This window comes from Qipengyuania sp. RANM35 (genome assembly GCF_041021145.2).
GTDB classification, from domain to species: Bacteria; Pseudomonadota; Alphaproteobacteria; order Sphingomonadales; family Sphingomonadaceae; genus Qipengyuania; species Qipengyuania soli.
Genome location: NZ_CM196433.1, coordinates 2377852 through 2397138 on the forward strand (window position 1 = coordinate 2377852; position 19287 = coordinate 2397138).

At 63.0% G+C, this 19287-nt stretch carries 19 protein-coding genes; 11 read left to right on the forward strand and 8 right to left on the reverse strand.

Features of this window, described 5'->3' with window-relative positions:
- Positions 1 to 7 precede the first annotated feature (7 nt).
- The 7 genes from RAM60_RS11880 (at position 8) to RAM60_RS11910 (ending at position 8138) form a co-directional block, all read left to right on the forward strand.
- Positions 8 to 2317, forward strand: a complete 2310-nt coding sequence (locus RAM60_RS11880; RefSeq protein WP_369026593.1) for a DUF2460 domain-containing protein — start codon at positions 8 to 10, stop codon at positions 2315 to 2317.
- The gene (locus tag RAM60_RS11885) at positions 2314 to 3129 is read left to right on the forward strand and encodes a phage/gene transfer agent baseplate hub protein (protein ID WP_369026592.1); all 816 of its coding nucleotides are present in this window, start codon (positions 2314 to 2316) and stop codon (positions 3127 to 3129) included. The genes RAM60_RS11880 and RAM60_RS11885 overlap by 4 nt, the downstream gene beginning before the upstream one ends.
- Positions 3130 to 3263: 134 nt before the next feature.
- Positions 3264 to 3542: a hypothetical protein gene (locus RAM60_RS11890; RefSeq protein ID WP_510639769.1), complete on the forward strand. Its 279-nt coding sequence runs from the start codon at positions 3264 to 3266 to the stop codon at positions 3540 to 3542.
- Positions 3543 to 3545: 3 nt separating this feature from the next.
- A complete protein-coding gene (locus RAM60_RS11895; RefSeq protein WP_369026590.1) occupies positions 3546 to 5735 on the forward strand; it encodes a phage tail protein in 2190 nt (729 codons plus the stop codon).
- Between the two features lie 22 nt (positions 5736 to 5757).
- Positions 5758 to 6213: a DUF2793 domain-containing protein gene (locus RAM60_RS11900; protein ID WP_369026589.1), complete on the forward strand. Its 456-nt coding sequence runs from the start codon at positions 5758 to 5760 to the stop codon at positions 6211 to 6213.
- Positions 6214 to 6408: 195 nt separating this feature from the next.
- Positions 6409 to 7518 (forward strand): OmpA family protein, encoded by a 1110-nt coding sequence (locus RAM60_RS11905; RefSeq protein WP_200981563.1) that lies wholly within the window; start codon positions 6409 to 6411, stop codon positions 7516 to 7518.
- A 95-nt stretch (positions 7519 to 7613) separates the two neighbouring features.
- Entirely contained in the window at positions 7614 to 8138 is a 525-nt protein-coding gene (locus RAM60_RS11910; RefSeq protein ID WP_200981564.1) for a superoxide dismutase family protein, read from the forward strand.
- Here RAM60_RS11910 and RAM60_RS11915 read toward each other — a convergent pair.
- From RAM60_RS11915 to RAM60_RS11945, 7 genes are all read right to left on the reverse strand, one after another.
- The gene (locus RAM60_RS11915; protein WP_200981565.1) at positions 8135 to 9733 is read right to left on the reverse strand and encodes an MFS transporter; all 1599 of its coding nucleotides are present in this window, start codon (positions 9731 to 9733) and stop codon (positions 8135 to 8137) included. The two genes, RAM60_RS11910 and RAM60_RS11915, sit on opposite strands and share 4 nt — an antisense overlap.
- A gap of 4 nt (positions 9734 to 9737) precedes the next feature.
- Positions 9738 to 10454, reverse strand: coding sequence for a 7-cyano-7-deazaguanine synthase QueC (queC, locus tag RAM60_RS11920; protein ID WP_369026588.1), 717 nt, complete (start codon positions 10452 to 10454; stop codon positions 9738 to 9740).
- 40 nt (positions 10455 to 10494) lie between these two features.
- A complete protein-coding gene (locus RAM60_RS11925) occupies positions 10495 to 10884 on the reverse strand; it encodes a hypothetical protein (protein ID WP_369026587.1) in 390 nt (129 codons plus the stop codon).
- Positions 10885 to 10984: 100 nt separating this feature from the next.
- The gene (gene hslO / locus RAM60_RS11930; protein ID WP_369026586.1) at positions 10985 to 11890 is read right to left on the reverse strand and encodes an Hsp33 family molecular chaperone HslO; all 906 of its coding nucleotides are present in this window, start codon (positions 11888 to 11890) and stop codon (positions 10985 to 10987) included.
- Positions 11891 to 11939: 49 nt separating this feature from the next.
- The gene (gene argF, locus RAM60_RS11935) at positions 11940 to 12869 is read right to left on the reverse strand and encodes an ornithine carbamoyltransferase (RefSeq protein WP_369026585.1); all 930 of its coding nucleotides are present in this window, start codon (positions 12867 to 12869) and stop codon (positions 11940 to 11942) included.
- Positions 12870 to 12876: 7 nt separating this feature from the next.
- Complete coding sequence (locus RAM60_RS11940) at positions 12877 to 14064, reverse strand: aspartate aminotransferase family protein (protein ID WP_369026584.1); 1188 nt, start codon at positions 14062 to 14064, stop codon at positions 12877 to 12879.
- A gap of 131 nt (positions 14065 to 14195) precedes the next feature.
- A complete protein-coding gene (locus tag RAM60_RS11945; RefSeq protein WP_369026583.1) occupies positions 14196 to 14936 on the reverse strand; it encodes a cold-shock protein in 741 nt (246 codons plus the stop codon).
- A gap of 258 nt (positions 14937 to 15194) precedes the next feature.
- On the opposite strand from RAM60_RS11945, the gene RAM60_RS11950 reads away from it, so the two are divergent.
- Both RAM60_RS11950 and RAM60_RS11955 read left to right on the forward strand, forming a co-directional pair.
- Positions 15195 to 16025: a TerC family protein gene (locus RAM60_RS11950; RefSeq protein WP_369026582.1), complete on the forward strand. Its 831-nt coding sequence runs from the start codon at positions 15195 to 15197 to the stop codon at positions 16023 to 16025.
- A complete protein-coding gene (locus tag RAM60_RS11955; RefSeq protein WP_369026581.1) occupies positions 16000 to 16437 on the forward strand; it encodes a protein tyrosine phosphatase family protein in 438 nt (145 codons plus the stop codon). Before RAM60_RS11950 ends, RAM60_RS11955 begins: the two co-directional genes overlap by 26 nt.
- Here the strand turns inward: RAM60_RS11955 and RAM60_RS11960 are convergent, their stop codons facing one another.
- Positions 16438 to 17865 (reverse strand): amidohydrolase, encoded by a 1428-nt coding sequence (locus RAM60_RS11960; protein ID WP_369026580.1) that lies wholly within the window; start codon positions 17863 to 17865, stop codon positions 16438 to 16440.
- 62 nt (positions 17866 to 17927) lie between these two features.
- Between RAM60_RS11960 and RAM60_RS11965 the strand changes: the two genes are divergently transcribed.
- Both RAM60_RS11965 and RAM60_RS11970 read left to right on the forward strand, forming a co-directional pair.
- Positions 17928 to 18332: a hypothetical protein gene (locus RAM60_RS11965; protein WP_369026579.1), complete on the forward strand. Its 405-nt coding sequence runs from the start codon at positions 17928 to 17930 to the stop codon at positions 18330 to 18332.
- 7 nt (positions 18333 to 18339) lie between these two features.
- On the forward strand, positions 18340 to 19278 hold the full coding sequence (locus tag RAM60_RS11970; RefSeq protein WP_369026578.1) for a sterol desaturase family protein: 939 nt from the start codon (positions 18340 to 18342) through the stop codon (positions 19276 to 19278).
- Positions 19279 to 19287 lie beyond the last annotated feature (9 nt).

The window sequence follows — 19287 nt, forward strand, 5'->3', positions numbered from 1 at the left end:
AACCAACATGTCATTCTGGCTCGCCCGCGAAAGACGCGGGCAACGCAGCGACTGGATCCAGCGTTTCGATCCGCGCTTCTGGACGGTCAACTTCCCGCGCCCGATGATGGCCAGCGTTGTCTCGACCGGACCCAATTCGTTGCGCGTCGATTGCGAATTCGTCCGAAGCGGCGACCTTGCCGGATTGATCTGGGAGAGCGAAGACAAGCTCGACCACGTGCTGCTCGCCTACGCTACCGAGCGCGACTATTCGCGCAGCACGCTAAGTTTCCGCTGGCGTAGTTCGGGGGTCGCGGCCCTCGACCAGACGAACGGCCCAACGCTGACCATCGAAGGCCGAGACACCACTGGCCAGCCGCGCGCCTGGTATGTCCGCTTGTGGAACTTTGCCAGTGGCACACCCGAAGATGCGCGGATCGACCTGCCTTTCTCCGCGCTCGGCACCGGCTGGGACGCTTCGATTGATACGGTCCATCCATCGGACATCGACCGCATGTTCATCTCGCTCGTGCCACAAGGCTATGTCGAGGGAGGGGAGCAGCCTTTCGCGGCCAGCAGGACAGGCTGGGTCGAACTGACCGATATCGCCTGTGACGGCGAAAGGTCCATGCTGGAAATCGGGGACGTGATCCTGCCCGTCCATGGCGAGCAGGTTGCGACCGCCTATGACGACATGTTCAACCAGACCCCGTCGCGCATCCTGCGTTCGATCGAAGGGCTCGGTTATCGCGGGCGCATCGTCCATTATGTCGGGATGAGCCACTACTACCGGCTCGAACAGGTCGATGGGCGGTCCGTCGCAAGGGAAGTTGGCGAGTTGTGCGCGCCAGCCATCGCCTGGCACCGCAACTATTTCGCGGAGGCGGTTTCGATGGGGTTCGAACCCATCGTCTCGTTGTCGTACGAGCTACTCGACGCGAACTGCCCCGTCGCCTGGCGCCAGCGAGCAGCGAACGGCGATATCGCCCTGACGGGCTGGGAGCCTCCGTCGGCCCTGCTTTCCCCTGCCGCAGAACCGGTGAATGCCTTCCTGCAGAGCATCGCGACCCAGTTCACTGCTCTGCTCGAAGAGGCAGGAGGCAAGGTCCTGTTCCAGGTCGGCGAGCCCTGGTGGTGGATCACCCCCGGCAGCTACCGCCCGTGCCTCTACGACGACCATGCCACCACCCTGTGGGGCGAAGGCGCTCGCCTGATCGATGACATGCGCCAGCCGATGGCTGCAGCAGACCGGGCCTTCCTCGAGTTCGCGGGATCGGTCCTTGCGCAGTCCACCCTCGCGCTGACCGATGCGGTCCGCAGTGCCGCCTCGGGCGAGGTGGAGGTCATGCTTCTCGCCTTCACGCCGACCATTTTCGATCCGGCGATGCCCGAAGCGGTGCGGCTGAACATGCCGACGGGCTGGGCCTACCCAGCTTTCGACCGCCTGCAGCTGGAGGATTACGACTGGCTGACGCGCGGAGCCGGCGCCTTGCGCAGGATGGCTTATGAGGTTGTCGCCGACCGCCTGGGGTACCCGGGCGACAAGCAGGACTACCTTGCCGGCTTCGTCCTCGATCCCGCCGATTGCGCCGCGCTGTGGCCACTGATCGATGCCGGCCTCGAAGAGGCTCGCCAGCGCGGGGTCGCGCATCGCTTCGTATGGGCGCTGCCACAGGTCCAGCGCGACGGATACACCCGCCTTCCAGCCACGGAGACTGACGTGCAAGCTTTCGACGATGTCGCCTATCCGCTCGCGCTGGGGCGCGATGCCTCGGTCTCGCCCGAGTTCTCGACTACCATCGCGGTCACCGCTTCGGGCCACGAGGCCCGCAATGCGCTGTGGTCCGATGCGCGCCTGCGCTACGATGTCGGACCGGGCATCCGTTCCGAAGCCGAGTTGGGCGAGCTGATCGCCTTCTTCCGCGCCCGCTACGGCCCTGCCCGCGGGTTCCGCCTGCGCGATCCCTTCGACCACAGTTCAAACGGCATGACCGGCGCATCCGGCCCGGCTGACCAGCCCCTTGGCATCGGCAACGGCGTCGACGACCGGTTCCGGCTTGCCAAGTCCTATGGCGAACAGGCGCGGGCAATTACCCGTCCGGTAGCGGAAACAGTGAGGGTCAGCGTCGACGGCGCGGAAACTGCAGCGTTCAACCTCGCTCCCGGCGGCTGGGTGGTGCTTGACGAAGCCCCGCCGGTAGGCGCCGAAGTTCGCGGGGGGTTCCTGTTCGACGTACCGGTGCGCTTTGCCGAAGACCGTCTCGACGTGAGCGGGCTTTCCTTCGCCGCCGGGGAGGCCCCTTCGGTCCCGCTCATCGAAATCCGCGAGGCCGTATGAGCCGGATCTTCTTCGAACGCGAACTCGATACGGCAGCGGCATGGTGGCGGATCTATCGCAGCGATGGGGTGACGCTCGGCTTCACCACGCATGACCGCGACCTCCTCTTCGACGGGGTGCTGCACCGGGCAGCGCCCGGCATGCTGCCCTCGGCGATCCGCAAGACGGTCGGGTTCACCGACGACGAGAGCGAAGTAGAGGGCGCAATCTCGCACGCCGCCATCCGCGAGGAGGACCTGGTCGCGGGCAGGTATGACGGAGCTCGCGTCGAAAGCGGCATCGTCGACTGGCAATCGCTCGAAACTGCCACCCTGCACGGCGGGTCGATCGGTTCGGTATCGCAGGAAGGCGGGAAGTTCGCCGCCCAGCTGCGCTCGGCCAAGGCCGACCTCGATGTCGATCCCGTGCCGCTTTCCAGTCCGACCTGTCGCGCAAGCTTCTGTGGCCCGGAATGCGCGTTGAACCCGCTCGATCACGAGACGCGCACAACAATTTGGTCGGTGGACCCCGATGCCAACAGGATCACGACCGAAGAGGCCGACCACTCCGGATATTCCTTTGGCACCGTGACCTTCCTCGATGGGACGATGGCGGGACTTTCCGCGCGGATCATCGCCACTTCGCAGGTCGGGCTGAATCTCGACCGTCCGGTGGACCCGGCTCTCGCAACCGGAGCAAGGGTGAAGCTTCGCGAGGGCTGCGACAAGACCATCGCCACCTGCGCTGGTCGCTTCGATAATGCCTGCAACTTCCGTGGCGAGCCATTCCTGCCCGGCAACGACATGCTGGCCCAGTATCCCATGCCGCGATGACCCTTGCGGAAAACTTCGCCAGAGAGGCGGAGAAACTGGTCGGCACCTCGTTCAGGCTGCGAGGGAGGAATCCGGCAACTGGTCTCGACTGCGTCGGACTTGTTTCCTGCGCACTCTCTGCAGCGAGGGGATGGGTGAAAGCCCCCGACGGCTATGCGTTACGTAACGCAACGCTGGAGCCCTATCTCACCTTCGCTGGGCGAAATGGTTTCGAGAACGCGGTCGGGTCAATCGTTCGCGGCGACCTGCTGCTGGTCCGGCCCGGTCCTGCACAAACGCACCTGGTGGTTGCCACTTCGCCGGATCGCTTCGTGCACGCCCATGCAAGCTTGGGACGCGTCGCGATCCATGCCGGCACGCTGACCTGGTCCATCCACCGACACTACCGGCTCCTGCCCCTAATCGAGGAATAGATCATGGCGACCGTCGTACTCACCACGCTGGGCTCGCTCTTCGGAGGACCGCTTGGCGGCGCAGTCGGAACGCTCATCGGTCGCCAGATAGACGGCGCCATCATCGGCGGCCCAAAAAGCGAAGGTCCGCGCCTGAAGGACCTCGCCGTTAGCACTTCGAGCTATGGCCAGCCGATCGCCCGACATTATGGCAGCGTGCGCGCTGCCGGGACCGTCATCTGGGCGACCGACCTCAAGGAGACGAAGCAGAAATCCGGTGGCGGCAAGGGACGCCCCTCGAGCACCTCCTATGCCTACAGCGTCTCCTTTGCGGTGGCGCTTTCGAGCAGGCCGATCGAAGGTATCGGCCGCATCTGGGCCGATGGAAATCTATTGCGAGGCTCGGGCGGCGACCTCAAGTCATCAGGTGCCCTGCGCATTCATTCCGGCCATGGGGACCAGCAACCAGATCCCCTCCTGGTGGCCGAGCTGGGCGGGAAATGCCCGGCTCACCGCGGCTGCGCCTATGTTGTTTTCGAAGACCTTTCTCTGGCCGATTTCGGCAATCGCATTCCCGCCCTCACATTCGAAATCCTCGCCGGTGATGGAGCCGGGCTGCTCCCGGAGATGGTCGGAAATCTCGGTTCCGTAGATCCATCGGCACTGATGGATCAGCTCAAAGGCTACAGCCATGACGGCGGCAGCCTTGCCGGCGTGCTGGCGCAGGTCGACCGATTGAAACCGGTCGTTCCGCTTTATCGGGGGGGCGCATTGCGGCTTGCCGGGAGCAGCACGGCGGAACAGATGACCAAGTCCCTCCCGCCCCCCGCGACCTGGGATCAGGGTGAATTTGGTCGCGAGGAAGGGCGTGCTCGCACACGCGGATCGTTGACGGCAAATGCTCTATCGGCCCTGCGCTACTACGATCCCGCGCGCGACTATCAGCCGGGCATGCAGCGGGCTGAGGGAGGTGCCGCAGCCACACAGGGAAGGACATTGGAGTTCCCCGGCGTCCTGTCCGCTCAGGACGCGCGCATGCTGCTGCGTGAGGCCTCCATGCGAGAAGCAATTGGACAGGAAACGCTGTCCTGGCGGGTAGCACAACTCGATCCCGCGTTGGGTCCGGGTTCGAAAGTAAAGGCGCCCGGTATTCCCGGCACATGGCGGGTGGCGGAATGGGAGTGGCGACGCGCTGGCATAGAATTGCAGCTTGTCCGCCATCTCGAACAGGGCGCAATCCATGCGGTGACTTCCGACCCCGGCGACGGCTGGCATCCACCGGATCGCGAGATCGGGGCCACGAGCCTCCGCGTCTTCGAGTTGCCTTGGGATGGGCACGGATCGAGTGAAGAGGTCCGCATCTTTGCTGCAATCAGCGCGCCCGCTGGCCCCTGGGCCGGGGCAGCGCTGTTTGCGCAGCAAGGTGCCGCGCTCGAACCTGTTGGCAATAGCGGGCGGTCCCGCGCCACGACCGGCAAACTCCTCCAGCCATTGGAACCCAGCCCCGCACATCGGTTCGAACAGGCAGCATCGCTGTTGGTAAAGATGGTGGACCACAGTTCCGAACTGGTCTCGACCGACGCTGCAGGCCTGGCACGCGGGGTCAACCGGATGCTGGTTGGCGAAGAAGTGCTGCAATTCGCCCAGGCCGAACCCCTCGGTGAAGGCGAGTGGAAACTGACCGGCCTCCTTCGCGGTCGCGGCGGGAGTGAACGGCCCGCGCTTGCCGGACATGCGGCAGGCAGCGAAGCAACCCTTTTGGACGAGGATTTATTGTTACTGCGTGTCAATCTGCCAGCGCTGGCCGGCAGCACCGAGTTTGCAGCGATCGGACTCGCCGACAGCGAACCCGTGAAGGCTTCGCTGGAGAACCAGAGAGCAAGCAGGCGCCCTCCCAGCCCGTGCCACGGCTGCGTCCGGCATACTGACGACGGCGCCCTGGCCATTTCCTGGACCCGAAGAGCCCGCGGTGGCTGGATCTGGCAAGACGAGGTCGAACAGCCCCTCGTCGAACAGCAGGAACATTACGAAGTCGGGATCGGTCCGCCTTCGGCACCCTTGCGGTCGTTTACTACCCCGACCCCGGATCTGGTCCTGGGGGCTGCGACCTTGGCCGATCTCACCGCGACGCACCCAGATAGCCCGATCTGGGTGAGGCAGTGCGGCGATTACAGCAAATCACAACCGCTAATGCTCGGCCGCTTGGCCGGGTAACTTCGTCTTGAAGGATCATACCGTGACCGAATATGTCAGCTTTCCAGAATCCACCGCCCGATATTCATTGCCATTTCTTGTCGCAGGACAGGCCCAGAAGGAATTTTTCGTCAACGAGGCGCTCGAACGTCTCGATATACTTCTTCATCCGGTGGTCGAAGGCGAGGTCTGCGATCCGCCTTCCTCACCGCAAAAGGGGCAGGCTTACCTTGTGGCTACGCCGGCGACAGGAGCCTGGATTGGTCAGGAGGATCGTATCGCCGGATGGGACGGTAACCAATGGACCTTCATCGACCCGACCGCGCAAATGAATGTCTTTGATAAGAATCTCGGGCGTAGACGGTGTTTTCGCGAAGGATGGAATCTGCCGCCGGAGCCGGTGCTGCCGACGGGCGGCTCGACCATCGACAGCGAGGCGCGCGAGGCGATCGAGACCATTGTTGAACTCCTGCAACAGGCCGGACTCATATCATCGTAACAATCTGGGAACGAAATTGTTCTAGCGCCGTTCGCACCGCCATGGAGGATATCCCATTCTCTTATCGCAAGAATCTCGTTCGCAAGAGCGGCATAATTGCAACAGTTCCCGGACATTGTCCGCTTGCCACTGTAGGGGTTGAAAGTTAGATATCTTCCACTCGGTGGCTCTAATTCGCAAAAAGGGGAAACAATAATGCGGAAATTCGTCATAGGTATGGCGATGGCCTCTACGGCACTTGCATCGCCCGCCCTCGCCAAGGAAGACAGCTGGTATGTCGGCGTCGAGGGTGGTCCGAGCATCGTTGAGGATATCGATTTCAACGTCGACGACGGCGCTAGCTCGCTCGGTGTCGATTTTGACACCGGCTACGACTTTGGTGGTTTCATCGGTTATGACTTCGGCGCCTTCCGTCTGGAAGCAGAAGTCCGTTACGCTGGTGCCAACCCGAACACGCTGATCGTGAATGGCCCGACCACCCTGGGCGGTGGCAGTGTCATCGGTGCCAACCAGTATGAAGTCGCCGACGGTGAACTCACCTCGCTGGCATTCATGCTCAATGGCCTGTTCGATTTCGGTCCCGATGACGGCCTCCAGGGCTTCGTCGGCGGCGGTATCGGTGTGGCTCGCACCAGCCTCGACACGGTTGTCGGCGTTCAGCAGGCCTTCGATGATTCGGACAGCGGTCTGGCATGGCAGGTTCTCGCGGGTATCCGCGCGCCCCTGACCGACAACATCGACGTTGGCCTCAAGTATCGCCTCTTCACTGCCGAAGACGTGACGCTGGTCGACGTTGCTGGTCGTTCGCTGAACGATTCGATCCGCAGCCACTCGCTGCTCGGTACGTTCACCTACAACTTCGGCGAGCCGCCGGCACCTCCGCCGCCGCCCCCGCCGCCGCCGCCCCCGCCGCCGCCTCCCCCGCCGCCGCCGCCGCCGCCGCCGGCTCCGGTCTGCGAGCAGGGTCCGTACATCGTCTTCTTCAACTGGGACGAATCGGACATCACTCCGGAAGCAGCGACGATCCTCGACAACGCGGTTTCGGCCTACGCCAACTGCGGCACCGCCGCAGTCATGCTGGCCGGTCACACCGACACGTCGGGTTCGACGGCCTACAACATGGGTCTCGCCGAGCGTCGTAACTCGTCGGTCCGTGGCTACCTGACCTCGCGCGGTATTCCGGATGGCCGGATCTCGAGCGAAGCCTTCGGTGAATCGCAGCTGCGCGTCCCGACGGCGGACGGTGTCCGCGAACTCCAGAACCGTCGCGTGGAAATCACCTACGGTCCGGGTTCGGGCATGTAATCTTCGCTTCATTGCGAAAACGAACGAGGGGCCGGAGCAATCCGGCCCCTTTTTCGTTGGGATCGTGTCGGATCCATGGAAGGGAGAACTGAGTAATGCGCTTTTTTGTCGCCAGCCTTGCGCTTGCTGCTGTTGTCAGCGGCTGCACCACGATCGACAGTCTGCCCGAAGAACGGCTCGGAGAAGCTACGATCAGGCTGCCAAGCGGCATCCCGATTGGCTCAGCCCAGATCACGCGCAAGGGCGACCGGCTGACCCTCAGTGCGGCGGTTGCCGGTATCGAACCGGGTATCCATGGTTTCCATCTTCACACCACCGGCAAGTGCATCGCACCTGACTTCACGAGCGCGGGTGGGCACCTCAATCCGGGGGGCAAGGCACACGGATCGCTATCGGCCGGTGGCAAGCACCTCGGCGACATGCCCAATCTGGACGTGGCGTCCAATCGAACCGCCACTGCCGTGGTCGATCTGCCGGGCGAACCGTCCAACGTAATGGCCGACCTGTTCGATGCCGACGGTACGGCCATCGTCATTCACGCAAATGCTGACGACTATCGCACCGACCCGACAGGCAATGCCGGGTCACGCATTGCATGCGGAGTATTCGAAGCGAACTAGGCCTCGATCGGTTCGCCGGCTTCGCGGGCCCAGTTGCGCACATTGGCACTGGCCCGCGGGACCAGCCAAAGCGCCCCGACGAGGAGTGCGAAACCGAACGGCGCGACGATGAATGTCGACAGCACTCCCTTGGAGAGGTCATCGCCGTTGGTAGCCGAGACATAGCCCGCCATAAAGGGTCCCAGGCCGAGGCCAACCAGAGTCGTTGCGAGGAAAAAAGTCGCGGTCGCCAATCCACGCATCCGTGGCAACACCAGGGACTGGCTTGTTGCAGCCGCTCCTCCAAGCGCCGATGCGCTGAGCATCTGGGCAAAGAAGCTGGCGATGTAGAAGATGGTCACATCACTCGTGGTGTAGGCCACCCACATCACGGGAAGCGGTGCCAGCAGGCCCAGCATGATGATCCAGACGCGTCCGTTGGGGCGTCGCTTGATCAGCATGTCCGCGATCCAGCCCCCGACGATGACCCCTACGAAACCAGCCACGGCGGCCGGCGCGCCAAGCAAGAGGCCAAGATCGGACTTGGACGCGCCCAGCGCGCGCTCCGCGTAAGGGGCACCCCAGTACGATGCGGCATAGGAAATGAAGGATACTGTGCCGTAACCAAGGATGGTGCACAGGAACGCCGGTGAACCCCATGTCAGACGAAACGTCGGGAGGTCGCGCGCGCGCAGGCCCATCGCCCAGCTGAAGACGGCATAATAGCCGACTCCCAGGAATACCCATTGTTCGAGCACCCCGGTCCAGCGCCAGAGGATCCAAGCGAGCGCTGCGAAGAATGCCGCGCCAGCCAGGTTCATCGCCAAAGCGCTCGTCCCTCGAGCCGCCGCTCCGAAGATAGTGAACGGCGGAATTACCTGGAAAAGCTCGCGTACGAAGCCCTTGAAAGGTTCGGGATCTTCGGGAGTCGGCAGGCCGTCTATCGCACCGCGCACCGGTTCCCGCAAAGTGAGGACCCAGAGTGCCAGCAACAGTCCCGGGATGCCCACTGCGAGGAATGCCGCTTGCCAGCCTGCGAGGCCGAGTGGCCCGCCTTCCGGATAAGCCGCGTTCCAGTTCTCGACGATCAGGCCGCCAATGAGCAGCGAGATTCCGCCGCCTAGATACAGGCCCGATGAATATATCGCCAAGGCAGTCGCTCTCAGCCGCGCGGGGAACCAGTCGCTGATGAGAGAATACGCAGAGGGGCTGGCCGTAGCTTCGCCCACGCCCACCCCGATACGTGCGACGGTCAAGGTGGTGGCATTTTTCGCGAATCCCGACAACGCGGTCATGGTCGACCACAGGGTCAGGCCGATTGCCATCAGGCGCACGCGTTTCCAGCTGTCGGCGAGCTTACCCAGCGGAATGCCGAACAGCGCATAAAATACGGCAAAAGCCGTGCCGTAGAGGAAGCCAAGGTAGTCATCCTCGACACCGAGGTCGGCCTTGATATCGTTCGCCAGGATTGAAAGAATCTGGCGATCGATGAAGTTCAGCACGTAGATTAGGACGAGGACGCTGAGCGCGTACCAGCTATAGGCCGAGACCTTGGTTTCGGCGCCACTCCCGTTCTGTTCAGTTGCGGGGGCGGTCGCGTCTGTGGCTTCGGTCAATTACTTACTCCGTCAGTGCTGGCGCATCCTGTGCGTAGGGAGTGCTATCGACAACCCCCGCTTCGGCAAAGCCCTTTCGGCGCAATCGACACGAATCACATCCGCCACATGCCAATCCCTCGGGTGTGGGATCGTAACAGGACCAACTCCAGGAGGGGTTCAGGTCGAGCCGATGGCATTCACGTGCGATCTCCGCTTTCGACATGTGCTGGAGAGGCGCATGAATGGTGAAAGGCATGCCTTCCACGCCCTGCTTGGTCCCGAGGCGTGCGGTTTCGGCAAAGCTGGCGATGAACTCGGGCCGGCAATCCGGATAGCCCGAGTAGTCGAGCGCATTTACGCCGATGAAGATATCGCGGGATCCGGACGTTTCCGCGAAGGCGGTGGTCAGAGCCAGAAAGACCAGGTTTCGGGCGGGAACATAAGTTACCGGAATGTCTTCCCCGACACCGCCCTTGGGCACATCTATATCGTCGGTCAGTGCCGAGCCGCCGAATTGGCGAAGGTCGAGCGGAAGCAGGACGTGCCGGACGACACCCAGCTTCTGCGCGATTGCCCTTGCCGATTCCAGCTCACGGACGTGACGCTGACCGTAATCAATCGTCAGCGCATGGATTTCATGGCCACGCTCGCGCGCAATGGCGGCGGTCACCATGGAATCCAGGCCGCCGGACAGGAGGATTACCGCCGGGCCAGGCTTAGTATCGTTTTCCTTGGGCATGGTGCGAGCCGCTAGAACGGATCGCGCCCTGCGGCAATCATCAGTCGCAGGACGCAGTCCGTCGGGCTTCGGCAGAAAACTGGAATGGCTTACCGTCCGCGATCCCCTGGCTGTCGATTTGGACGAGGGCCGGGGTTTCCTTGCGAATGTTCGTCCGGCCATAGCCATTGCCACGGCAGGTGTACTGAACGGTCACTTCACTGGCGCCGTCTTCGACGACGAAGCGATTGCAGCCACTGTCCGTGTGGCGCAGCTGGATGAACTCGCGGCCCGAGCGCACGCAGACCTTACGGCTGGCACTGCCATCGCGATAGCGCACTTCCCAACCGCCCTTTTGCAGCGTGTCGAGCATCGCCAGCGATCCCTGCGCAAGCACAGGAGCCGCCAGACAAGCCGCCGCAATGGCTATCGCCTTTGCAGATACACGCATCTTCACTCGAACCACCTTTCAAGCGGAGCGAAATCGCCGCCCCGATTCGTCCATATTACAGCAAAACTGCGCTTAACCGTTGTATAACATCGACAGACCGTTATCCGGCGATGGCAAACTGCTTCGAACAGAACGCACAATCGACCAGAATGAGCCCGTCGTCATTGCGCATGTCTGCCCTGTCTTCTTCCGGGAAACGGCCAAGAACCTGCTCGTAGTGCTCGATCGAGCACCTGCATCCACGCGCGATGGCGGCGCCCGGCTGAATGCGGACCTCGTCTTCATCGTGGAACAGCCTCCAAGCTATGGCCTCCAGCGACAAATCGTTGTCGAGCAACTCTTCATGGCGGATAGAGCCGCCCATGACGGCGACATGTTCCCACTCGGGATGGTCTAGTCGCGCATGGAGGCGTTCGCGTCCTTCCTCTCCGTCGGGCAGATGCTGGACTAGCATGCCCGCAGCCACCGTTCCCTCGCTTCCGGAGCGTACGGCGCAACGGATGAGTGTGGGGACCTGCTCCGACTGGTAGAAGTAGCTCTCGCATGCTTCCGAGAGGCTGCCACCCTCCAGCGGTACGATGCCCTGGTAACGGCCCTGGCCCGACGGGATATCGAAAGTGATCGCGAGATAGCCTTTGCCAAAGAGCGCAAAGAGGGATGGATTGGCCCCCAGTTCGGCAAGTCGACTCTCGTCGAAATCAACATAGCCACGTAGCGCGCCACCCTTGAAATCGCACACCAGCAGACGCACGGCGCCCTCTTCGGTCTGCGCCTGCATGGTTACCTGCGACCCGTCGTCCTTGAGAAGGCCACCGATCAGCGCCGCCAAGACAAGAGCTTCGGCAAGCAGGTGGGTGATGGGCGCCGGGTAGGCATGTGCCGACAGGACTTCGTCCAGCACACCGTCGAGACGGACGAGCCGGCCACGCGCGTTCTGCGAAGGGATGGTGAAGCCGAGGAGACGGCCCGAATAGGTCTCTTCGGGCTGGAGGGGGGTGTCGTTCATCGCCGCCATATGGGGCGTGGGCAGCAAAATGGTAGGGGCTCGGCCCCACCTACAGCTTACCGTGACACCAAAGCAGGATCGACTTCTGCGCGTGGATGCGGTTTTCCGCCTCGTCGAAAACCACCGATTGGGAGCTTTCGAAGACGCCGCTACTGACTTCGTCTCCTACATGCGCAGGCAGGCAGTGGAGAAAGCGCGCATCGGGCTTGGCGCGGGCCATCAGTTTCTCGTCGACGCGGAACGGCTCCATCGCCGCAAGCTTGTTGTGAACATGCTCCTGGCCCATCGACACCCAGGTGTCGGTGACGACGATGTCCGCGCCCTCGGCAGCTTCGGCTGCATTCTTGGTCAGCGTGACCTGCGCACCGCCGGTCCGGGCCATTTCGACGAATTCGGTCTCCGGCTCGTAACCCTGCGGCGTGCCGACGCGGACGTTGAACTTGAAGATGCCTGCTGCCTCAAGGATCGAGTGGAGGACATTGTTGCCGTCCCCCAACCAGGCTAGTTCGAGACCCGGCAGGGCCTTGCCCTGTTCAACCATGGTCAGAAGGTCGGCAACGATCTGGCAGGGATGCGAGCGATCGGTCAGGCCGTTGATGACCGGTACACTGGCATAGTGCGCCAGTTCTTCGGCTTTCGCATGGTCGTCCGTGCGGATCATGATTGCATCGGCCATACGGCTGAGCACGCGTGCCGTATCGGCAATGCTTTCACCTCGGCCGAGCTGGCTTGTCCCCGAATCAAGGATTAGCGCACTACCGCCCAGCTGGCGCATGGCTATGTCGAAGCTGGCGCGGGTGCGGGTAGAATTCTTCTCGAAGATCATCGCCAGCACGTGACCCGCAAGCGGCGCGTCGGCGTCGGGCTTGCCTTTCGGCCAGCCCGCACGCGCCGCCTTCCGATCCTGTGCGTCGGCAAGCATGGCGGCAATCGCATCCCCGCCCGCATCCGAGAGGTCGAGGAAGTGATTCACCGCCATCGTCTCCTCAGGCCGTGGCCGGATCGAAGCTCGCCGCACCGGCGGAGAGCTTGTCGAAGAATTCGTCGAATTCGGCATCATCAGCCACCAACGGAGGCAGGATGCGCAGTGTGTTGTCGCCCGCAGCAACGGTCAGCAGTTGGTGATTGTCGCGCAGGTGCACGTAGAACGGCCGGCTTTCGACTTTCATCTTGAGGCCGAGCATCAATCCCTTGCCGCGAACGAGTTCGAAAAGCTCGGGATAATTGCCGATGAACTGTTCGAGCCGGCTGCGCAGGCGCTCCCCCTTCTCGGTCACTTCGGCGAGGAATTCGTCATTGGCGACGGCATCCATCACCGCCATGCCGGCCGCCATGGCCAGCGGGTTGCCGCCATAGGTCGAGCCATGCGTCCCGAAGCCCATGCCGCGCGCAGCCTTTTCGGTCGCGAGGCAGGCGCCGAGCGGGAAGCCCCCACCGATGCCCTTGGCTGTCGCCATAATATCGGGCTCGATGCCGTAGTGCTCGTAGGCATAGAGCTTGCCGGTACGGGCGACACCGCACTGAACCTCGTCGAACACCAGCATGAGGTCGTTTTCGTCGGCGAGTTGGCGCAGGCCGCGAATGAACTCCTCGCTGCCGGGGCGGATGCCCCCTTCGCCCTGGATCGGTTCGACCAGGAAGCCTGCGGTATTCGGACCCATCAGCGCCTTGGCGCTCTCGAGGTCGTCGAACTCGGCATATTTGAACCCGGCGAGCAGCGGCATGAAGCCCTTGTGCATCTTTTCCTGGTTCGAGGCGCTGATCGTCGCCATCGTCCGCCCATGGAAGGCGTTGGTAAAGGTGATGAGTTCGAACTTGTCGTCATTGCCGACATGCTGATGATAGGCACGCGCGGTCTTGATCGCGCACTCGACCGCCTCGGCACCCGAGTTGGTGAAGAACACGGTATCGGCAAATGTCTTGTCGACCAGACGCTGTGCCAGCGCCTCTCCCTGCGGGCTGCCATAGAGGTTCGAGACGTGCATCAGCTTCGCAGCCTGCTGCTGGATCGCGCCGATCAGGCCAGCGTGGCTGTGGCCAAGCAGGTTCACGGCAATGCCGCTGGCAAAATCGAGATAGCGGGTGCCGTCTTCGTCGATGAGGTGGCAGTGGTCGCCTTCAACGGGGCGCACGCCGCAACGGGGATAGACGGGCATCAGGGGCGAAATCGACATGGTGTCTCCGGGGGCTCTCTCGGGTCAAAGACAAATGGCGGTCCCGTCAGGGAACCGCCATCTGCGTGTTTGTCAGCGATCTATTGCGTCTCGCCTGCCGGGTCAAACCCGGGAGGGCCGAGGCGCGCACCTTATTCCGAGATCGGAACCAGGTTGACCGCCGAATATTTGCCGCGTCGGTCGACTTCGAGATCGAACTCGAAGCGCTGGCCTTCATCGATTCCGGAGAGGCCCGAACGCTCGACCGCACTGATGTGCACGAAAGCGTCCGGCTGACCGTCATCGCGAGTCAGGAAGCCGAAGCCCTTCATCGAATTGAAGAACTTCACGGTTCCGCTGGCCTTTTCGCCTGTCAGCTCGCGACGCGGTGCCGCGTCTTCGCGCTTGGCGACAGCGATGACATCGCCGACGACCTGGAGGTCCTGAGCCGAAACCTTGCCGCCGCGATCGACGAGGTTGAACTCGAGCTCCTGACCTTCAGCCAGGCCTTCGAGACCCGCACGCTCGACAGCGCTGATGTGGACAAAAACGTCCTCGCCACCGGTTTCCTGCTGGATAAAGCCAAAGCCCTTCTGGCTGTTGAAGAACTTCACCGTGCCCTTGCCGGTGCCGACGACTTGCGCGGGCATGCGGTTGAAGCCGCCGCCACCGCCACCACGCGGGCCGCCGCCAAAGCCGCCGCCACCGCCGCCGCGGTTGCCGCCGCCGAAACGGTCGCCGCCACCGCCGAAGCGATCGCCGCCGCCGCGGTCGTCACGGAATGAATTGTGTGGAGCAAAATCCGCCGGCGGTCCGCCAAACGGATCGAAACCTTCCTCCCCGAAACCGTCGCGCTTGTCCCGTCCGCGGCGGCGCCCTCTGTCGTAACCCATAACTCGAACATTACCTTCGGCCGCCCTTGGGTAACTGTGCTTCGGCGCGGGGCAGCAGGATACGCCGGACACGGACTCATGCGCACCGATTTCGGACGCATTCGCCACATTTTGTCCTCCTCATAGCGCGAAACATCGCCATACGCGAATGATTTAGCTCAACCGCCCGATGCGCGGCAAAATTGTGACATTTTCGCAAGGCCGGATTTGTCGGCCGTTTCCCTTGTCACCGCCGGAACGAGTTGGCAGAGCGGGACGATGGAAATCATGGCCTTGCTCACCGATCCGGCCGCCTGGCTGGCCCTGCTGACACTGATCGCTCTTGAAGTCGTTCTAGGCGTCGACAACCTCATTTTCATAGCGATCCTGTCCAACAAGCTGCCCGAGCATCAACAGCAGAAGGCGCGCAAGATCGGCCTCGCCCTCGCGCTCGTCATGCGCATCGGCCTGCTGATGCTGATCGGCTGGCTGGTGACCCTGCAAACGCCGCTTTTCGACCTGGGCCTGACCGGTGCGCCAAACCAGTACGGCGAACCCAGCTTCGAGACTGCCTTTTCAGGGCGCGACCTGATTCTCCTCGCCGGCGGACTGTTCCTGCTGTGGAAGGCGACAAAGGAAATCCATCATTCGATGGAGCCTGGCGACGATTCGGGCGAACTCTTGGACAAGACGCCGGGGGTTGCAGCCGCTGCGACCGCCACCTTCGGTGCAGTTATTGCGCAGATCATCGCAATCGACATGGTCTTTTCGATCGATTCGATCCTCACCGCCGTGGGCATGACCGATGACATCCCGATCATGGTTGCTGCAGTCGTGATCACCGTAGGCATCATGATGGTCGCCGCCGATCCGATGGCCCAGTTCATCGAGAAGAACCCGACGCTGGTCATGCTGGCGCTCGCGTTCCTGGTCATGATCGGCGCGATCCTGGTGGCCGATGGATTGGGTTTCCATGTGCCAAAAGGATATGTCTACGCTTCCATGGGATTCGCACTAGGTGTCGAACTGCTCAACATGCTGCAGCGCAACAGGCGCAAGGCGAAGAATAGCAGGACGACGCACAATGACCGAATGGACCCCCATCGATGAGGCCGTTTTCGTCGCAGGACAGATTTCTCCGGACGACGTAGCGCGCGCAGCCGACCGCGGTTTCGCACTCATCATCAACAACCGTCCCGATGCCGAGGAAGACGACCAGCCCGACGGGGCACTGATTGCCGCAGCGGCCAAGGCTGCCGGCATCGCCTATGTCTCGATACCCGTCGGCGCCGAGGGTATCGGCCCCGAACAGATCGACGCAATGGCTTGTGCGCTTGCCGAAGCGGACGGCGACATCCTGGCCTTCTGCCGATCGGGCAATCGCTCGAGCATGCTCTGGGCGCTCTCGCAGGCGAAGCAGGGCCGCGATCCTGACATCGTCGCGGAAATGGTGCGCGATGCGGGCTACAACCCGGTGCTCATCCTGCCCGTCATGAAGCAGCTGGCCGCGAAAGCCGCCTGACTACTTGCGATAGTCGAGCGGCGGATCGCGGTCGCCCAGTAGCGATACATATTCGTAGTCCGGACCGCGCGACGCGTCGAATTCGGCCCGTGCTGCTGCACGCAGATCGGGATTGGTGAACAGCTCGGCCGCCATCAGGGTCATCGCCTTGGCGGCCAGTTGCGCCCCTTTGAACCCGATCGTCGAGCCGCTCGCCGCGACCGCCTGCCAGCTGTGGGCGCTGGTTCCCGGGACCCAGGTCGCGGTGTCGAGGCCGACTGTGGGCGTGGTCCACGAAACATCGCCCACATCGGTAGACCCATAGCCGAGCGACTTCGCATAGGGCTGGATCTTGGCCGCATCCTCCAACGGCTCGGCTTTCTCGCCGAAACTCTTGGCGATTTCCGTGGCCCAAGCGCGTTCCTCGGCCGTGTATTCGACGCCGCCGAGGCTCCGCAGCTTGGCGTCCATCACCTTCTGCAGCGTCTCGTTGACCAGCAGCGGGTTGTTGCCGTGGATGATCTCCCACTCGACTTCGGTACCCGTTCCCATGGCCCCACCCTTGGCCGCCGCTTCGAGCCGGGTCCACAGGCGCCGCACCTCGTCCGCATCTGGATGACGCACGTAATAAAAGCTCTCGGCGAAGTCGGGAACGACATTGGGAGCCGAGCCCCCTTGCGTGATGACGTAGTGGATGCGCGTGTCCATGTCGGTGTGCTCGTGCATCATGTTGGCCATCATGTTCATCGCCTCGACCCCGTCGAGCGCGCTGCGTCCCCGCTCCGGAGCGCCAGCGGCGTGGGCCGACACGCCCTTGAAGCGGAATTTGGCAGAACGGTTGGCGAGGCTGGTCTGCGCTGCCGCGCTGTTCTCGTCGGACGGGTGCCAGTTGATCGCCACGTCAACGTCGTTGAACAGGCCCGCCCGCGCCATGTAGACCTTGCCCGAACCGCCCTCTTCGGCAGGCGTGCCGTAAAGCCTGATTCGGCCCGGCGTGCCTGTCTTTTCGAGCCAGCGCTTCACCGCGATCGCCGCGGTCAGTGATCCAGCCCCGAACAGATTGTGCCCGCAGGCATGACCGGCGAGCTTCTCCGCAAGCGGATCGCGCGCGGAAGAGGTCGACTGGGTGATCCCCGGTAGCGCATCGAATTCGGCGAGAATGGCGATGACAGGCCCACCCTTGCCCCACTCGGCAACGAATGCTGTCGGAATCTCGGCAACGCCTGCCTTGACCTTGAATCCTTCGCGGTCGAGCTCGTCCTGCAGGAGACCGCTCGAGCGGGTTTCGAGGTAGCCGAGCTCTGCCCAGTCCCAGATCTGCTTGGCAACCCTTGCCGTGCGGTCCCCTTGCGCGGTGACTTCGGCGAGAGGGTCGGCCTGCTGTGCAATTGCAGGTGCGGCAGTTCCGGCGAGAAGCATGGCCGTGGCGATGGCGAGTGCGGATTTCATCTGTGTCTCCCTTGTTGCGACCTGCTTGCCGGAAATGGGCGTGCATGCCAATCCGCGCAGCCATGAGCGGACTCCCCCCTGCCCTGATCCAGTTCCTCGGCTCGCTGGCTGCGATCCTTGCGCTTGCCGCCATCGCATGGTGGCTCAAGCTTGGTCCGACGCCTCGGCTGGCCGATCGGGAGGCGGCGCTCGGCGCTGCCGACGAGGCGGTGAGCGGCTTCCTGGCAGTCGATTGCGCAATCGACGAGGATGGCCACGGCGCGCTGCTTCGCGATGCGTCGGGGCGTATCCTGCTTCTCCGTCCGCATGGATCGCACTTCGCTGGACGGGTCCTGACGCGCGCGGCGACTGCGCGTATCGAAGGTGGTACGCTGGTGATCGACACTGCCGAAAAGCGTTACGGTGCCGCGCGCCTCAAGCTGGCCGATGCTTCAGCTTGGATGCAGGCGATCGAAGGCATAGGATAGGTCCAGGATGCCCGATTTCTCACCCACCGAACTCGCCGTGCCCGGATTCGTCGCCCTCGTCCTGATCGAGATGATCTGGGCGTGGAGGAAGCGGCCCGACGCGTATGAACCGAAGGACACGCTTACCAGCCTTGCCTTCGGGTTGGGGAGCACGGTCGCGGGGCTGATTTCGGGTGGCGCCTTCCTCGCGCTGTTCCTGTGGGTGTGGCAGTTCCGCCTGTTCGACGTGCCGTGGACCTGGTGGGCTTTCGCCCTTTGCTTCGTGCTCGACGATCTTGCCTATTACTGGGTCCATCGCTTCGGCCACCGCGTGCGCTGGTTCTGGGCGAGCCATGTGAACCACCATTCGAGCCAGCATTACAACCTGTCGACCGCGCTCCGGCAGACATGGACCGGGTTCCTGACGCTGGGCTTCGTGTTCAAGCTGCCGCTGGTTCTCCTCGGCTTCCATCCGGGCATGATCGCCATCTGCGCCGGCTTCAACCTGATCTACCAGTTCTGGATCCACACCGAGGCGATCCACCGCATGCCGCGCTGGTTCGAGGCAGTGATGAACACGCCAAGCCACCACCGTGTCCACCACGCCACCAACCCGCGCTATCTCGATCGCAATTATGCCGGCGTCTTCATCGTCTGGGACAAGATGTTCGGTACCTTCGAGGCCGAGGTGGACGACGAGAAAATCCGCTACGGCATCGTCAAGCAACTGGGCAGCTTCAACCTGCTGTGGGCCGTCTTCCACGAATGGATCGGCATCGTGCAGGACATGTGGCGCGCGCCCTGGGGCAGCAAGCTTGGCTACCTGCTGCGCGAACCCGGGTGGACGCATGATGGCAGCCGCGAAACCTCCGACATGATCCGCGAGCGCTGGCTCGAACGCCAGGCAGAGCCAGTTCGACCCGTTTCAAATGCAAACCCGATTGCGGGCGACGCGGAGCCTGCCTAACCTCTCGAA

What these genes read in the sequence shown, in the direction of transcription:
- RAM60_RS11880 (WP_369026593.1), top strand. Translation starts at nt 8, where the DNA reads ATGTCATTCTGGCTCGCCCGCGAAAGACGCGGGCAACGCAGCGACTGG.
- RAM60_RS11885 (WP_369026592.1), top strand. Translation starts at nt 2,314, where the DNA reads ATGAGCCGGATCTTCTTCGAACGCGAACTCGATACGGCAGCGGCATGG.
- RAM60_RS11895 (WP_369026590.1), top strand. Translation starts at nt 3,546, where the DNA reads ATGGCGACCGTCGTACTCACCACGCTGGGCTCGCTCTTCGGAGGACCG.
- RAM60_RS11905 (WP_200981563.1), top strand. Translation starts at nt 6,409, where the DNA reads ATGCGGAAATTCGTCATAGGTATGGCGATGGCCTCTACGGCACTTGCA.
- RAM60_RS11910 (WP_200981564.1), top strand. Translation starts at nt 7,614, where the DNA reads ATGCGCTTTTTTGTCGCCAGCCTTGCGCTTGCTGCTGTTGTCAGCGGC.
- queC (WP_369026588.1), bottom strand. Translation starts at nt 10,454, where the DNA reads ATGCCCAAGGAAAACGATACTAAGCCTGGCCCGGCGGTAATCCTCCTG.
- RAM60_RS11925 (WP_369026587.1), bottom strand. Translation starts at nt 10,884, where the DNA reads ATGCGTGTATCTGCAAAGGCGATAGCCATTGCGGCGGCTTGTCTGGCG.
- hslO (WP_369026586.1), bottom strand. Translation starts at nt 11,890, where the DNA reads ATGAACGACACCCCCCTCCAGCCCGAAGAGACCTATTCGGGCCGTCTC.
- argF (WP_369026585.1), bottom strand. Translation starts at nt 12,869, where the DNA reads ATGGCGGTGAATCACTTCCTCGACCTCTCGGATGCGGGCGGGGATGCG.
- RAM60_RS11940 (WP_369026584.1), bottom strand. Translation starts at nt 14,064, where the DNA reads ATGTCGATTTCGCCCCTGATGCCCGTCTATCCCCGTTGCGGCGTGCGC.
- RAM60_RS11945 (WP_369026583.1), bottom strand. Translation starts at nt 14,936, where the DNA reads ATGGGTTACGACAGAGGGCGCCGCCGCGGACGGGACAAGCGCGACGGT.
- RAM60_RS11950 (WP_369026582.1), top strand. Translation starts at nt 15,195, where the DNA reads ATGGAAATCATGGCCTTGCTCACCGATCCGGCCGCCTGGCTGGCCCTG.
- RAM60_RS11955 (WP_369026581.1), top strand. Translation starts at nt 16,000, where the DNA reads ATGACCGAATGGACCCCCATCGATGAGGCCGTTTTCGTCGCAGGACAG.
- RAM60_RS11960 (WP_369026580.1), bottom strand. Translation starts at nt 17,865, where the DNA reads ATGAAATCCGCACTCGCCATCGCCACGGCCATGCTTCTCGCCGGAACT.
- RAM60_RS11965 (WP_369026579.1), top strand. Translation starts at nt 17,928, where the DNA reads ATGAGCGGACTCCCCCCTGCCCTGATCCAGTTCCTCGGCTCGCTGGCT.
- RAM60_RS11970 (WP_369026578.1), top strand. Translation starts at nt 18,340, where the DNA reads ATGCCCGATTTCTCACCCACCGAACTCGCCGTGCCCGGATTCGTCGCC.